Origin of the sequence: Nostoc sp. (assembly GCF_036917435.1) — a bacterium.
Taxonomy (GTDB): domain Bacteria; phylum Cyanobacteriota; class Cyanobacteriia; order Cyanobacteriales; family Nostocaceae; genus Nostoc.
Genome location: NZ_JBALDM010000012.1, coordinates 1 through 15,509, shown reverse-complemented (window position 1 = coordinate 15,509; position 15,509 = coordinate 1). Strand labels below are relative to the sequence as shown.

General features: G+C 41.0%; 10 protein-coding genes and 2 pseudogenes. 4 read left to right on the top strand and 8 right to left on the bottom strand.

Going from position 1 to position 15,509, the window contains the following annotated elements; genetic code table 11:
- Window positions 1-125: 125 nt before the first annotated feature.
- The gene (locus V7K98_RS04725) at window positions 126-503 is read right to left on the bottom strand and encodes a hypothetical protein (RefSeq protein WP_335019671.1); all 378 of its coding nucleotides are present in this window, start codon (window positions 501-503) and stop codon (window positions 126-128) included.
- A 469-nt stretch (window positions 504-972) separates the two neighbouring features.
- Window positions 973-1,978, bottom strand: a pseudogene (locus V7K98_RS04720) (IS4 family transposase).
- Window positions 1,979-2,319: 341 nt separating this feature from the next.
- Between V7K98_RS04720 and V7K98_RS04715 the strand changes: the two are divergent.
- Together V7K98_RS04715 and V7K98_RS04710 are read left to right on the top strand one after the other, a co-directional pair.
- Window positions 2,320-2,997 carry a potassium channel family protein gene (locus tag V7K98_RS04715; RefSeq protein WP_114084009.1) on the top strand — a complete coding sequence of 226 codons (678 nt, stop codon included), beginning with the start codon at window positions 2,320-2,322 and terminating at the stop codon, window positions 2,995-2,997.
- Between the two features lie 75 nt (window positions 2,998-3,072).
- Entirely contained in the window at window positions 3,073-3,633 is a 561-nt protein-coding gene (locus V7K98_RS04710) for a DUF3124 domain-containing protein (protein ID WP_335019670.1), read from the top strand.
- 40 nt (window positions 3,634-3,673) lie between these two features.
- Here V7K98_RS04710 and V7K98_RS04705 read toward each other — a convergent pair whose 3' ends face one another.
- The 3 genes from V7K98_RS04705 to V7K98_RS04695 form a co-directional block, all read right to left on the bottom strand.
- Window positions 3,674-4,105 carry a hypothetical protein gene (locus V7K98_RS04705; protein WP_335019669.1) on the bottom strand — a complete coding sequence of 144 codons (432 nt, stop codon included), beginning with the start codon at window positions 4,103-4,105 and terminating at the stop codon, window positions 3,674-3,676.
- Between the two features lie 140 nt (window positions 4,106-4,245).
- Window positions 4,246-5,799: a cation:proton antiporter gene (locus tag V7K98_RS04700; protein ID WP_335019668.1), complete on the bottom strand. Its 1,554-nt coding sequence runs from the start codon at window positions 5,797-5,799 to the stop codon at window positions 4,246-4,248.
- A 154-nt stretch (window positions 5,800-5,953) separates the two neighbouring features.
- Window positions 5,954-7,576 (bottom strand): beta strand repeat-containing protein, encoded by a 1,623-nt coding sequence (locus tag V7K98_RS04695; RefSeq protein ID WP_335019667.1) that lies wholly within the window; start codon window positions 7,574-7,576, stop codon window positions 5,954-5,956.
- Between the two features lie 391 nt (window positions 7,577-7,967).
- Here V7K98_RS04695 and V7K98_RS04690 point away from each other — a divergent pair.
- Together V7K98_RS04690 and V7K98_RS04685 are read left to right on the top strand one after the other, a co-directional pair.
- Window positions 7,968-8,139, top strand: a pseudogene (locus tag V7K98_RS04690) (cation:proton antiporter domain-containing protein); the annotation flags it as partial.
- Window positions 8,140-8,222: 83 nt separating this feature from the next.
- Window positions 8,223-9,767, top strand: coding sequence for a hypothetical protein (locus tag V7K98_RS04685; protein ID WP_335019666.1), 1,545 nt, complete (start codon window positions 8,223-8,225; stop codon window positions 9,765-9,767).
- A 774-nt stretch (window positions 9,768-10,541) separates the two neighbouring features.
- Here V7K98_RS04685 and radC read toward each other — a convergent pair.
- The 3 genes from radC to V7K98_RS04670 all read right to left on the bottom strand — a co-directional run bounded on the left by radC (window position 10,542) and on the right by V7K98_RS04670 (window position 14,992).
- Complete coding sequence (gene radC / locus V7K98_RS04680; RefSeq protein WP_335019665.1) at window positions 10,542-11,273, bottom strand: RadC family protein; 732 nt, start codon at window positions 11,271-11,273, stop codon at window positions 10,542-10,544.
- Between the two features lie 241 nt (window positions 11,274-11,514).
- A complete protein-coding gene (locus V7K98_RS04675; RefSeq protein WP_335019664.1) occupies window positions 11,515-12,453 on the bottom strand; it encodes a phosphoribulokinase in 939 nt (312 codons plus the stop codon).
- A 538-nt stretch (window positions 12,454-12,991) separates the two neighbouring features.
- The gene (locus tag V7K98_RS04670) at window positions 12,992-14,992 is read right to left on the bottom strand and encodes an alpha-amylase family glycosyl hydrolase (protein WP_335019663.1); all 2,001 of its coding nucleotides are present in this window, start codon (window positions 14,990-14,992) and stop codon (window positions 12,992-12,994) included.
- Window positions 14,993-15,509: the final 517 nt, after the last annotated feature.

Here is a 15,509-nt window from a genome sequence, read left to right as displayed (position 1 = left end):
AGCCCTAAGTCCTGTTAGCGGTAGCGGGGTGTTTAGCCTGTGCTGAGTTAACTGAAACTTTAGCAGATTTCACACAATTTTCTTTAAGATAAAAAAATATCCCAAAATTGAGGCAAAAATCTTCTCTATTTTTCCTCACTCTGTGTTGCGCCAGGTGCTACAAACTCCTCCACCCCCGCAACGCACTGGCTTCTCTGCGCCTCTGTGGTTCGTTTACAATCCCTAACCGTGACTAACCCATGTATGCCTAGCGCTACTATTACTCCTCCTAATAATCCCCAAGTCCCATCAGCAAATACATTGATCCGATGAATATAGGTGCGATGATAGGCATACTCTAACTGTCTATCATTAACTTTTCCTACCTCCACCAGGTTTGTCACATAATTTTCAGCTTTGATCAGTGCTACATAATCCAGGTTAAACCAATAAAGTGATACTCCCACCACAGCCAAACCTGGAAAAAATAAAGTAATTAAGAGAATTGCCTTGCGTATTTTCATATAATTTACCCCCTAATATTAACCGCCCAGTATGAAAAACGACTGTGGGCTATCGGGAGAAAGTTCCTTAGTACCTGTGTAGATAGGTAAGAGACAAGGGATAATAAGGCTTTTTGGGTTGTAATTAGGTAGGCGTAATTAAATATTAAGATCAAACCTCACCCTCAATCCCTCTCCTTAGTAAGGCTACGGTGTACACACAAGTCTGATAACCTTATTCCGTATCGTTTTGATCCCCCTTTATAAGGCTATCCATTATAAACATCTTTCTTAACAGAAAAGTTGACAGGAGTCAGGAGTTGTGTATTAGAAGATGAAGAGAAAAAATCAGCAATGATGGGGAAAATTAAGATGAGAATCAAAAAAACAGCAAAAAGTCGAATGAGTTCATGACAACTTAGGTGTGAACAGCTCATCAGAGGAATCGAAGCACTCACACCCAAAAAATTGACTCAAGATGAGGCAAGAATCAATGATAGAGAGACTGACAAAGTTGCCAACCTTCAACGAGATCATGTAATCGAGTCAAGCCAAGCCAGAGAACTTTCACACCCGGAGAGGCATCATGTTTGCGACCTAAAAACCCACCCAGTCGAGCAATCCAATTCACAACTTCAGCCAGAGTAGGTGGTGATGTATGAGGGTAAAGTTGATGATGAATGGCGCTATAAAGGACTTGCCACTCGTGCGGTGCTAAAACCTCTTCACAACTAGCTTCAGGCGAACAACGGGCTAAGTAAGTTAGCCACAGCAAACGCCAAGCAACAATGCTGTAGGTAGCCAAAGCCTTTTCTAATCTGTGCGCTGTTTCGAGTTGTAATTTCTCGATGCCACAACCACTTTTTAAAACATAATGATAGCGTTCAATCAACCAGCGATAGACGTGGACAAGCAAATAAATCATAAATATCGGCTTCTCGGTCGGCAATTGTGACTACTTGTACTGATTCTGGGATAATTGACTCTGTTAGTTTTAAGGCATCCAGCCATCTTTGACTTTCTTTTTCCTGAGTTGATTTTTGTTTTCTTTGTTCGGCCTTTCCTAATTCTTCTTCCTTCCTCGCCCATACTAGTTGCTCAATTATCCCTAATGGTATTCCTTGTGGGGAGACTGTCAGGACTGAGTGGACTTTTAATCCTTGGGCATAAGAACTATCGAGATATCCTGTTCCCGATAGGGCTTTGTGGCTAGTGTAGTTTAGTTCGGTAGTGTCTTGTATTGCTAAGACTACTCCTTGCTTGCTGATTCGCTCTACTGTCGCATCCCGATGTCCTTGTCTAATCATCGATGGGTTGATGTATGGTGAGTCCCAAAAGTCATAGGTGGCTTTAGTGGCCGCCCATGTCCCACTCGCTTGTGGAATACTCGCTTCTGGTTTTGCACTTAAATTTTCTACGATTTTGATTAACCGTTTGGTTCTTCTGATATCTCCTAATTCTGTTCTTTCTAGTTCTTTTGTGATCCATTGTTCCATGTGCTGACTTTGGTAGATGTCCCCTTTCTTATACCAACTACATATTTTCTGCCCCCTGTCAACTTTTCTGTTAAGAAAGATGTTTATAATGGATAGCCTTATAAAGGGGAGGGAACTGGATTTTCCGGTTTCCCCCCTTTATAAGGGGTAATTCGGTAGCTTAGGGGAGGTTTTGCGTCAGCAAAGCCGGGGTGGGGTGACGCGATGATGGTAAGTGAGTGAACTCAAGATCGTTTTTTCACAAGGATTTCACGTAAAGTTGACACCAATGACAGTTGTACGCCCCTACTTGCTAACTTGTAAAGTGGAATAGGAACTAGAAGAGAGCATCAATAACAACCATGTACGTACTTATAGGTGGAGCCGGCTTAGTGGGCTTAAGTTTAGCCCAAAAACTGGTAGAACTAGGGCATACTGTTGCCGTAATTGACATCGATCCTATCGCTTGTCGATACGCCCGCGAACAAGTTGGAGCAATGGCTTTTGAAGGCAGTGCTGTAAGTACAGAAGTATTGTTAGAAGCTGGGATTCGCAAAGCTGGTTCCTTGGCAGCTGTGCTCAGAAGTGATGCCTTAAACTTAGCAATGGTAACTCTTGCTAAACACTATGGTGTCACCCATATTTTGAGTCGGATGCGCCACCCCGATTTTGCCGAACCATTGCGGATAGCTGGAGCCAATCATATCATCAGTACTGTTGAACTATCAGTTTCAACAATGGTGAATGCCATTGAGTATCCCCAAGTGGAATCAATGATGCATTTTGAGCAAGGACAGATTGAGGTTTTGAAACTTGCCATCCCAAATAATTGCTATGTCGCTGGGCGTAGCGTTGCCGAAATCGCTCAGGATGCCCGATTTCCTAGTGGTTCGCTAATTATTGGCTATCAATCCCATCCCCATGAAGATTTGATGATTCCTAACGGCAGTACAATACTGGAACCTCATTCAACAGTGTTGATTGTGACTAAACCAGGATCTTTACATCAAGTCATTGATTTTATTGAACAAAGATGTTGAGCGCAATCCCTACCGAAACACTTTATTAGGTGGGATTAGCTACAAATGTATAAAAAATGGGTGTAAATAGTTTTGATGAAACCGTATCTATATATTTTAGCGATCGCTGTTATTTTTCTTGCATCTTGTCAATCAACAAATATTCCACCCAAGTCACAACCTGATGCAATTCAAGCAACCCCAGTTCAAAAAGTAGTAACGCTAGATAAAAATTTTAAGATAGCAAGCGGTCAAACTGTTTATGTCCCTGTCTATTCCCATATCTATCATCACAATAAACAGGAGATTTTCGAGTTAGCAGTTACACTCAGTGTTCGGAATACAGATATGACCAATCCGATCGTTATTACTGCTGTGCGCTACTATAACTCAGAGGGGAAATTAGTTAAACAATACTTAGAGCGTCCTATTCAACTTGATGCCCTAGCTTCTACAGATTTTTTTATAAATAGAAATGATACCAGTGGAGGTTTGGGCGCAAACTTCATTGTCGAGTGGGTAGCTCAAACAAATATATCTCAACCTATAGTGGAAGCAGTCATGATTGGTACTGACTTCCAACAAGGAATTTCTTTTATCAGTCCTGGTAGAGTGATTAAAAGTCAAAATGATGATAAGCGATCGCCTTTAAAATAAAAATACGTTTCTATTTTTCAGGTACGACTAACTAGACAAATTAAATTCCTACATTACGATATGACACAGAAATATGTGTAACACTTTCATCTTTATACTCAATCTGTGTCCACCAGTATTCCGTGTTAATTAGGGAAGGTCTATTAATTTTACAGTCTAGAAAATTTACGTGGCTATGTTTAGTACCTTTGCTGTAATCTATTCTAATATCTCTATATCTGTAATACACTCCGTTTTGAACCTCTTCACATTTAAAGCCATTTTGTTTCATTATTACTTTAGCTTTATCAACGGAGCTGCCGACAGGTAATGTGTATAGAATTTCTTTTTCCATTACATCAGGGTTTTTATGAAGCCAGATTTTCTCACCAAGTAGTAAGGGAAAAATATTGCCACCCCAATAGCAGACTATAAGAGAAATACAAAGAAGAACAACCAGAATTATAATAAGTAGTTTTTGAAGTATGTTCATATTACGATATTTGCGTTGCTCATAGTCTCTACCTACAAACAAAATTTAATGAATTCGACCTTAATCTCCATGTCTGAATGGGCACACGAGCGAATAAAAATATCTTTTTCTATCCCGTATGTCCCATACCCAAAAACTACTTAATCATCATCTAATTTCAGCAATTGTTCATCAAGAATTTGTATCCGTCCGCGCACAATTTCTTCTGAGAGAATGCGCTTCCGCATCGCCTCATTGAGCGCTCCTTTTTCTGCCAAGAGTAAACGGCGGCGAATGGCATCAAGTTTACTACTCTTACCACTTTCGCCTTCCACATTATCAGAACGACGATTATAAAGTTCCCGCAGTATCTTTTCTGCACCGGCAATTCGCACTTGATAACCAGAACGCATCTCTTCATAAACGGCTTTTGGTAACACCCCTGATTTCAACAAACTATCTAATTCATCTTGTGCTGCCTTACCCGTCATCAACTGGGCTTGCAATTCTTCAACCTGCTGTTGAACTTCGGAAAAATTAGATAATTTTAAGCGTTTTACCACCCAAGGCAAACTTAAACCCTGTCCAACTAACGATATCAGTACACTACCGAAAACTAAAGCGATGAGGACATCTCGCCCTGGCAATGTTGCAGGTAAACTCAACGCCAGAGCCATAGAGAGCGAACCTTTGATGTTACCGAAAAAGAGTAAATGTTGCCAGCGCAACGGAATTGGACGGTCAATCCAACGAATTCCTGCTAGCAACGGATAGACTGTCAGAACCCGCCCAACTTGATAAGCCAAAACTGCAAATAGAATTGCAGGTAAAGTTCTCCACAGCGTTACCAAGTTTATTTCTACACCAATCAGCAGAAAAATAAAGGTGTTAACAGTAAAACTGGCATATTCCCAGAAACTTAATAAGGTGATGCGACTAGAAGCAGAAGTATTGCGAGAAAGCCCTAAATTCCCAAAAATTAATCCTGCGACAACTACAGCCACAGCACCCGATACACCAAGAAATTGCCCAACCTGAAAAGTTCCTAAAGCAACTGCAACTGTCAGTAACAAGCTGCTAAGGGCATCATCTAAACGGGCGAATATAGGTATGCTCAAGTAGCCCAAGACTAACCCTACCAGGCAGCCTCCTAGGGAGATAAATAGCAGTTGTTGAATTCCCTCTACGAAGGTGAGTGAACCTGTGGAATATACTTGCAAAATCAGGTTGAAGGAAACTAGAGCAGCTGCATCATTAAATAAAGTTTCTCCTTCAACAATGGTGGAAAGCCGCGAGGGTACTGGTATCTCCTTGAAGACGGCAATCATGGAAACTGTATCAGTGTTTGCCAGAATTACTCCGACAAATAATGCAGGTATCCAATTCAGTCCCAGCCCAAATTTTAACAGGGCGGCAATAATCCCACTGGAAAGCACAGCCCCAGGCCCAGCTAGCAGGGCAATTGGTTTAAAGGTGCTGCGTAGGCGGCTAACATCTGTATTAATGCCAGCTTCAAAGATGAGAATTGGTAAGAAAAGATTCAAAACAAGGGTTGGATTTAAACCAATCGGACGAGATAACAATTCAGTGATTGGTAAACCTGCCAATACTAAACCCGTCACATAAGGGATTCGCAGCCGCCGAGATAGCAGAGCTACACCTGTAGCAAGGAGCAAGAGAATAATTGAAACTTTGACTAATTCGGTAACATCCACTATTACAATCTAAAGCGATTTGGACTTCACTGATAGATTCTCACGTTACTGCTGCCAAATTAGCAAGTTTAGGGAACTCCAAAAAATAAATTATCAAACAGAATACATGCGTCAGAATTCAGAATGAATTTTGTACGACTGACAGATAGCAAGGTTATGCAGCATCACCAGCAGTAGTAGTAGCAGTATTAACGCCAATCCAGTTATAGCCGTTGTTGATGAAGTTACCTGCTATATCATCAGGCTGGATAGGATTATTTGAATCCTCTTGGCAAGTGTCAAAGTTACAAGCGATAACATTGGAGTACACTGTGGTAGTGCCATAGTTAGAGTTATTGTAAATACCGGCACCGTCACCAAACTCATAACCACCAGAACTGAGTTCGATTCCGAAAGCTTTATTGTATTTGATAGCGCTGTCCTCTACTGTTAGAGTGCCACCATTGTAGATACCAGCGCCAAAGTGTGCTTGGTTGTCAGCAATAGTGCTATTACTTACGCTAAGAATGCTTAAACCTTTATATATTACTCCATTTGAATAATTTTTACCAAGGTATAGGTCAGGAGCATTATAGATACCCCCGCCGGCTATATCTGCGGTATTGTCACTGATGGTGCTATAACTCACAGTAACTAAGCCTAAGTAGCCGGCTGCCACGGAATTACTAATGTTGTAGATGCCACCACCGTCGTTACTTGCATGGTTGTCCCAGATATTGCTGCTACTCACCGATAGAGTGCCACGATTGTAGATGCCGCCTCCACTTGTTGCACTATTGTTACTGATATTGCTATTGATCGCTGTAACGCTACCATAACCAACAACTCCTGGGACACCACGACTGAAGCTAGGGTTATCGATACCGACGTTGTAGATGCCACCACCGTTCAGGGTTGCGGTGTTGTAACTAATGGTACTATTATTTAAGGTTATATTACCAGCATTATAGATACCGCCAGCATTGTTGGCATAGTTATTAGTGATGAGGCTATTATTCACAATTATAGTATCGCCACCTCCATAGGCTTGTTGTTGAGTGATGGAGTTGTCAATAGCACCTCCTACTCGCGCTGTATTTCTACTGATGTAACTGTTATTCAGAGTTATAGTGCCAGATAGATAGCCGCCACTGCCAACAGAGATACCACCACCATAGGCGGCTAAGTTGTCACTGATAGTACTGTAGTTAACTGTGAGATTGCCAGTGTTGAAAATGCCACCTCCAAAGCCGTTGCCGCTTGTTGTGTCTGAACTAATAGCGCCATCTGCATCTCCCAGTCCGTTGCCTGCTGAGTTGTTACTAATAATACTGTAGTTAACTGTGAGATTGCCAGTGTTGAAAATGCCACCACCATCACTTGCGGGCAAGCCCAAGAAGAGGCTTGTGTTATTGGTTACTGTGTTGCCAGTGATGATACTGTTGTTTAAGGTAAGAACACCTTCATTAGAAATTCCACCGCCTCCTCCTACGGCGTTGTAACTATTAGTAATAGTCAGCCCGTTGATTGTAGCTGTTACCCCACTGGTAATATCAAAAACACGAGACGCACTATTACCACTAATAGTTAGTAAGTTCGGATTTATGCCTTGAATGGTAATGTCATCTGTGATACTCAGACCACCACCAGTTAAACTGATGGTATGAGCCAGTCCATCATCAAACACTCCGCAAAAATTGATGATGTCTTTTCCTGACAGGGCATTAGCATCTAGAATTTCTTGCCGCAGTGAACCAGCACCACTGTTATTGGTATTAGTAACGGTAAATGTGGCCATTGGTATAGCTCCGATTTTTTTATGTGTCTAAAAATTGCACTCAAATTTCATGATGATACTACTATGACTTTGAACATTTTTTATACTCCTGATGGAGGATTGACATTAGTGGTTTAACTGTCTTGTCCCTTGCGCGTATGTTAAGAGAAGGATAAAAAGCTTTGGCTGTAGTGACTTCTGTCAGATGTAAGATTTCTATAAGTGCGATCGCTTTCCAAGAAAAGTTCTTCTGTCCATTATCGATTTACTTCTAGTAGACTTTGCAAAGCACCAAAACCTAACCCAATTCTCTGCTAATTAAAGTCTTACGTTGAGCCGATGTTATCTGAAAATAGTCAGATGAGAATCAATATAAAATTATACCAGGAATATCTTTATGGTGCTTGAATCAGCGATCGCTACCCCGGCGATCGCACTCAATCAAATTGTTGCTATTTCCCTAACTACAGCTTTACTCATCGCAGCCAGTCTATCTGCAACCGATCCTGTTTCTCTCACCTCTTTGTTCCGTGAACTGGGCGTAGATAGTCGTCTTGTTACCTTAATAGGAAGGCGAAAGCTTAACTGGGATTCTAAACTTATTTAATCGCAATAGTAAAAAAATGTATATAATTTTCATGCGAACAAATTTAATTTTGAACTAACAATGGTAAGCAAAAGCATCATTAAATATACTTCAAAAATACCTTTACATTCTCCTTGGTTTATTATAATTATTTTTTCTATTCTTGGTTTAATAGGTATTCTCAATCATTCGATGTGGCGAGATGAACTAAATCCCTGGCTGATTGTCAGAGATAGTAAATCTTTTGAAGATTTAATTGCAAATATTCATTATGAAGGTCATCCTGTTCTCTGGTATTTTTCTCTGGCAATGTTGAGAAAAATAGTAGATAACCCTATTATTATGCAAATCTTTCATTTAGCAATTACAGTTGTTTCAGTTTCTGTATTTTGCCTATATAGCCCTTTTAATTATAAACAAAAATTTCTGTTTTCCTTTGGTTTCTTTCCTTTTTATGAATATCTTTTAATTTCTCGAAATTATGCCTTTAGTGTGTTGTTCGTTTTTACATTCTGTACAGTTTTTTCATCCAGAAAAAAAACTTATGCATATTTGGCAATTTTATTGGGTTTACTGGCCAATAGTAGTGCTTATGGTTTACTTGTATCATTTTCTTTATCATTGACATTGCTAGCTGAATTTTGTTTTGATAGTGAACATCGCCAGCAGTATTTTAGTCAAAGCCAAAAATACGACTTATTTTTAAGTATTCTAATTATCATATTTTGTTTTCTTTTATCGGTTTATATTCTTACTCCTCCGATAGATAGTTATCTTCATGGCGGGTTAAATAATGGTTGGATAGTTGAATTAGATATCCGTCATTTCTTAAGAAGTATAGGTAGAATATTTGGTAGTTATTTATTAATTATTCCTGCACATAAAAAATGGATAGATTTAATTGTTTGTGCGGTAATTGCTCTATTTATTGTAGTTTTAACTTTGCTTAAATTGTCTAAAAAGCCAGTTCCTTTATTTTTCTACATTGTAGGGAACTCTGTAATATTTGCCTTTACATACTTGAGGTTTCTCGGTATGCCTCGGCATTTTGGACATTTCTATTTAGTTTTAATAGCCGCTCTTTGGCTGGGAAGTTATTATCAAGAGTCTCCGGTTTTACTCAACAAGTTTTCTATTCGTCCAAATTCAATTACATTTGTTCACCAATGGCATCATGTAGTTTTAATGCTAATTCTATATATCCAGTGTGCGGGAGGTATTTATAGTTTTTCGAGAGATTTAATTGTACCCTTTTCTGCTAGCCGAGAAACAGCACAATATATTCAAAATTCTGGATTAAATCATGAGCTAATTGTTGCTAGCAGAGATGCAAACATGGCTCCTTTGTCGGGTTATTTACATCGAAAATTTTACTATCCCCAGCTTAAAGGTATGGGAAGCTTTACACTATTTAAAAAAGGTCGTAAAGATGTCGAACAGGATGAAATATTAAGCCAAATTAATTATCTACTCAAAAATCAAGATGAGCAAAAGAAAATTTTGCTGATTTTAAATAAAAAACTGAATGTCAAGCGCAATGATTTGAAGATTGTTCCGATCAAAGATTTTAAGAGAAGCTGGGTGGATGATGAACGATATTATCTTTATTGGGTAGATGAAGCATAAAGTAAAGATAGACAAATATGTTTTAGATGCTCAGGATTTTCATCAGAGCAAATGCATCTAAATTAGGACTTATAGCAGTTATCGGTTGAGTGAGGTACACCGATATGGGCACGGCACTGCCCATTGGTGTCAACTTAAGCTAAAAGCTTTGTCCCACAGCCGTTTTACCCCCCTTAATCCCCCCTTATAAAGGGGGGAAACAGAAAATCCGGTTCCCTCCCCTTTATAAGGGGAGGGTTAGGGTGGGGTAACGCGGATCGTAATGAGTGGTGAGTGAACTCAACATCCAGTTTTTACAAGGGTTTGACGTTAAGTTGACACCAATGGGCAGGGCAGTGCCCTTACACTTTGCGATTAATCTTGTACCGCATCTGAATGGGAACCGCTATATACCAATTCTGTATGAAGATGCGCTAAACCAGAAGTACAAGAAAGAAAAACGAACCGCAAAGGACGCAAAGAACGCAAAGAAAGAAGTTAAAAGGGTTTGGCGCAGCCTCAGAAATAAATGGTATTACGCAAAACTAAATACGTAGAGGCAATTCATGAATTGCCCCTATTGGAAAATCTACGGTTAAGTCTCAGAGGCACTGAGAAACCTCACCCTGGTTTTACTGTGTAAAACCTGTCCCTCTCCTTGGTAAGGAGAGGAATTAAAGATAGGAAAGGGTGAGGTTTTTATTTTTTTTGGGTAATTTGATGACTTTTGTGTACACGATAGACTAGAAAATTGAGGTTTGGGCTATTTTTTGCGTGAGTTCTGATGGATATTGATTAATCTCCTTGCGGATGTTCATCCCACAAGGTTGTTATTTCCCGCAAACTCTGATGATTACCATTACCCAAAATTAGATGATCTAGTACCGGAATGTCCAAAAGCTTCGCCCCTGCTAACAACTGGCGCGTTAATTCTATATCTTCCTGGCTAGGTTCAAGGTTGCCAGAAGGGTGATTGTGGGCAACTATTACCCGTGTTGCGCCTTGACGAATAACTTCCCGAAAAATATCACGGGGAGAGGCTAAGGTTTCGGTTGCTGTGCCAATGGTAATTACTTGTGTACCCAGCAAGCGATTTTTGACATCTAATAGCACGACTGCAAAACGTTCTTGTGTCTGCCACATCAAATCTTGACTGAGGGTAGCAGCAGCAGCAAGTGGGCTATCAATTAATGTGCCATCATTGGGTCTAGATTGAAAGGCGCGTTTGCCTAATTCAATTGCTGCTAAGATACTTGTCGCTTTCGCTGGGCCAACACCAGAAATTTGCATCAACTCTGCGGGGCTAACTTCTCGCAAAACTGCCAGAGGATCGCGTTGATGTTTGCCTAATTCGCTTAAAATAAATTGTCCCAAACCCACAGCAGACAGTTTTCCTGGCCCTTGACCGGTGCCTAGAAGAATTGCGATTAACTCGGCTGTAGCTAAAATTTTGGCACCATGCGTCATTAATCGCTCACGCGGACGCTCATTTGTAGGTAGGTCGGCAATTCTGAGGCAATAGGTCATAAACTAAGAAAATCGTCACCATACATCTAACTATCCTTAGTTATCCCTCGTTTGCTGTCAAAATCACCTTTATTTGAGAAAATCTTTAATTTTGGAGAATTTTATCTCTAATTCTTCTGTAGACACACCTTTACTTTAGGGGTTTCTAAATCAAAAAATAACCTATCGCTGAATTATGCGATCGCACAATTCAGCAGCCCAACACTACACGCGATCGCAAACCCATTAAACCCCTCGCTGATTATTGATAAATTTGCGTTGCTTTGAGCATGTGGTAGGTAATAATTAGCTGGGTGAGAGCAAGAGGGTAACTTTGCAATGTCTCCCCAGTTGTACCAGCAATTTTACCCAGTTCGGGATTACTTTCGCGATCGCAAATACTTCGCAGATGAGGCATATCAGAACAAATAATATGCTCTAATTTATTCACCTGTTCTAAGGTGGCATGACCATCAACTTCTAAGACATCTACAGGCTTACACATATCCCTGTCTAGCCCCAAGCGGATGGCTGAGTCAGAGTTACCATAGCTAGAATTGGTAATTACGGTGAAATCTGGATGGGGAATTGTCGGACGCAGTACTAATCGGACATTCAGGTGTCCATTGGTTTCGTCAGCTTCATCGGTGGGTGGATAGAAACTAATGACTATATCAGACCATTGCCGTTGCGGACGGATAAACTGGGCTGAGTCTGGTTCGCGCTTTTCTAGTTCCGCTAGCACTTGTTCAGGTGTGTAGCCACGCTTTTGCGTATCTCGCTTGACTTTCCACTTAGCACGTACTTCTTCAGGAGGCGCAAGATAGACTTTAACATCGTAAGAATCACGGGCGGCACGAGTAGAATAACCGAGTAATCCCTCAATAATCACAAATTTACCGGGCTTGATATACTGCGGTGGCTCGAATGTGCCTGTTTTATGGCTGTAAACTGGCTTAAGAATTGGCTGTCCTGTGCGTAGCAGCGACAGGTGTTGCTGCATAATATCTAAGTGGTTGCAGTCGGGGTGAAGGGCAGTGATGCCAATTTCTGCACGTTGTTGGCGATCGTAACGGTGGTAATCATCTGTACAGATGATTGTGACATTTTCCGGGCCGAGTGCCTGAGCGATCCCTCGCGTTAGTGTTGTTTTCCCAGCAGCGCTATCGCCGACAATACCAAGAATTATTGGACGGCTCATGATACCTCCCAGAATATAAGTAATGTTTATTAATACAATTTCCCTACAATAGTTTTTATTCTAGAAGGGTTTAGGGTAGTAACTCAAGGAAAGCCTTGGTATGCAATATATATCTACATATAGAATCTCTGGGCGCTGGTTTATTGCATAATAATTGCAATCTAAGTAAGTAGGCGAGAATAAATCAAACTAGATTAACTAATGTAAAAAATCTTGAGATTAGTTTGTAGTGAGGGCTAAAGCCCAATACGGTTCAGTTAAGGCTAAAAACTAAAACTGGCGTAGGTTGGGTTGAGGAACGAAACCCAACATTATCAAGGCTTTGTTGGGTTTCGCTGCCGCTCAACCCAACCTACTATTCTTCTTAACTGAACCGTATTGGGCTAAAGCCCTCATTTGAGGACTAAAGTCCTCACTACAAACCTTTAATTATTTACGCCGCTCTACTTACATGGCTGATAGAGCAATCCTGAATCAAACACGCAGAAACAAGATCCCCGACTTCTCAAAGAAGTCGGGGATCTATAGGTTCCAATTTTCACACTGACTTACTTAGAGCGTACACTTTCGCTTCCCAGGGAAAGATACCTTCTCTGCCTACCCATTCTGATGGAACTATCCGCTCTTGAGTAATTTCTTTCCACTGATTGCCAACTGGGGTTGCAGGCCAATTCGGAACTCTGTACTCAGAAGCAGGAGGAGTGCCGTAGTCAGAGAAATTCGCCACTACAACTACTAATTGATCGGCTTTATTACCACGCTGCCAGACTAGAACTCGTTTACCATCATTAAAGTCAACATGAAGAAATTTAGTATCATTCACAGCTAAAGCTTCAGAAGTTTTACGCAAGCGAACCAATCTTGCAACGTATTGGAAAATGCGTTGCCGCCAATCATCTTTTACACGGCTGTAGTTAACTGGGTCAATTTGTTTATGGTCATCTGTTGGGGGCAAATCTTGCTGATCGGCAAATTCATCTCCGGCAAGGATCATAGGAATTCCTACAGAGGTAAGCAGGGATACAAATGCTAACTTAATGCGTGGTTCAGTATCAGCAATTCCATTACTAACCAGGTAGTTGAAGAAACGCTCGTTACCATAACCGCCAACATCATGGGAAGTTATATAATTTACCGCCTGAGAACCATCTGTAAAGCCTAAGTTTCGGCAATCAATTAGTTTGCGGATACTCCACTCAAAGCTAGGTTCATCCCAGGCATTCTTACCTAAAATCACTTGTCGGATGATTTGCTTAAACTTTTCATTCCAAAGTCCATCTAGACGATTTTGTTTAATGAGGGATAGGGGTACACTCAACTCTTCGCCAACTACAAGAAAGCGATCGCTACTTCCGCCTCTTTTATCCCAAAGGGTGCGGGCAAAATCCTTAAATTCTTGCAAAAAGTCATAGTTGGCAATATTGTTGACGCTATCTAAACGCAGACCATCAACCCGATAGTATTCTAACCAGTGGGCAATATGGGCTTTTAAGTATTCACGGGCTGGGACAAGCCATGATTTTTGTCCAGTAATGGGGTTATAGCCCTCTACCCAATAGTTGTACTTAAATAAATCCCCACCAAAGCCATCTCTTGAACCTTGTTCTGGATCGCCACTAGCCCATTTGATGTAAAATTCCAAAAAATTAACGTTATGGTAAGGATTATTCCGCGAGAATGCCATCACCACATCCACAAAAAAGCGTAACCCTTGCTGATGGCAGATTTTAATCAGATTAGCTAAATCAGTTGAAGCAGTCGGTGCTGACTGGCTATCTGGACGGCCTAAGTCAAAGTCTGCGGCAAAATAATTTGCAGTACCATAGCCCCAATTGAGATTATCATCACTGTCTTCTGGTGGCAGAAGTTCTAGGGCATTGATTCCCAGTTCCGCAAGATGAGCGCGGTTATTCAAGGCGGTAATCATGGGAAAAGTCGGAGCGATCGCTCCTGGTATCAACAGTGCCAGTACATCACGAAATGTCCCAACTCCTTCTTCAATCAATCCATTTGAGTTAATCTTTGTCCATCGGGTTGGTAATTCGTAAATCACCAATTGATTATTAGTTGGCAGTGTCTCTAAAGGAGCATCGCCTTCCCAATTTACAGTTTGCCCTTGAGGATCGCAGGGAATCAGCGTTCCATTTTGATAAAGCACCACACTCGCCGGATCGGAGCTAGTAACGCCTCCTGAGTCTGACGGTGTTGGTGCAGGAAAGCGTCGATCTATAGTTGTCGCTGTTGGATCTGTGCAGTAGAGAGTTTGGTTAACATTAGCAGAACTGTAGGGATCTGAGTTGCGGACTTTAAACCAGTAAAAGTAAACCTGTCCTTCAGTCAAACCAGACTCTTGAGCCGAAACTTCCCACAATTCTGGAAATTCTGCTGATTGATGAAGCGGAATTTCTCTAAATTTAGCTAATCTATCTGGGTTTTCGGGAGTCGTGTTGCCAATGTAGAGAGTAGGATCTGTTTCTGAAGCACCGACACGCCACAAGACAAAATGAGTTTTTTTGCGGCTCAATAGATCGATAGGCATGAGAAAAACCTCTATGTCATCAAAGTTCAGCTATGAAGTTCTTACACAACAGTCGAGGGTTATTCCAGATAATAGGTTGAATATACCTCTTGCATGGAATCAATTGTCCTCACCCTAAATCCCTTTTCCATCCTTGGGCTACGGTGTACACACAAGCCTGAAATAGCTTACTCATTTGGGTTTGAGCGTTAGTTTCACCCCACCCTAACCCTCCCCTTGCAAAGGGGAGGGAACTAGATTTCCTGTTTCCCCCCTTGGAAAGGGGGGATTAAGGGGGGTAATTTGACTTGTGTGTACACCATAGCCCATCCTTGAGAGAAGGACTTTGAAATTGCCTCCCCTTCTCCCAATTTTGCGCTACGGAGTAGGCTTAGTATAGGTTTCAACTCTTCTAATAGTTTTGTATGGTGCGTTATGGACACGCCGAAATAACAAATGGGTATGCCGAAATAACAAATGGGTATGCCGAAATAACAAATGGGTATGCCGAAATAACAAATGGGTATGCCGAAATAAC

Excerpts from the sequence above, each read along its gene's own strand:
- V7K98_RS04725 (WP_335019671.1), bottom strand. The coding sequence starts at position 503 with ATGAAAATACGCAAGGCAATTCTCTTAATTACTTTATTTTTTCCAGGT.
- V7K98_RS04715 (WP_114084009.1), top strand. The coding sequence starts at position 2,320 with ATGTACGTACTTATAGGTGGAGCCGGCTTAGTGGGCTTAAGTTTAGCC.
- V7K98_RS04710 (WP_335019670.1), top strand. The coding sequence starts at position 3,073 with ATGAAACCGTATCTATATATTTTAGCGATCGCTGTTATTTTTCTTGCA.
- V7K98_RS04705 (WP_335019669.1), bottom strand. The coding sequence starts at position 4,105 with ATGAACATACTTCAAAAACTACTTATTATAATTCTGGTTGTTCTTCTT.
- V7K98_RS04695 (WP_335019667.1), bottom strand. The coding sequence starts at position 7,576 with ATGGCCACATTTACCGTTACTAATACCAATAACAGTGGTGCTGGTTCA.
- V7K98_RS04685 (WP_335019666.1), top strand. The coding sequence starts at position 8,223 with ATGGTAAGCAAAAGCATCATTAAATATACTTCAAAAATACCTTTACAT.
- radC (WP_335019665.1), bottom strand. The coding sequence starts at position 11,273 with ATGACCTATTGCCTCAGAATTGCCGACCTACCTACAAATGAGCGTCCG.
- V7K98_RS04675 (WP_335019664.1), bottom strand. The coding sequence starts at position 12,453 with ATGAGCCGTCCAATAATTCTTGGTATTGTCGGCGATAGCGCTGCTGGG.
- V7K98_RS04670 (WP_335019663.1), bottom strand. The coding sequence starts at position 14,992 with ATGCCTATCGATCTATTGAGCCGCAAAAAAACTCATTTTGTCTTGTGG.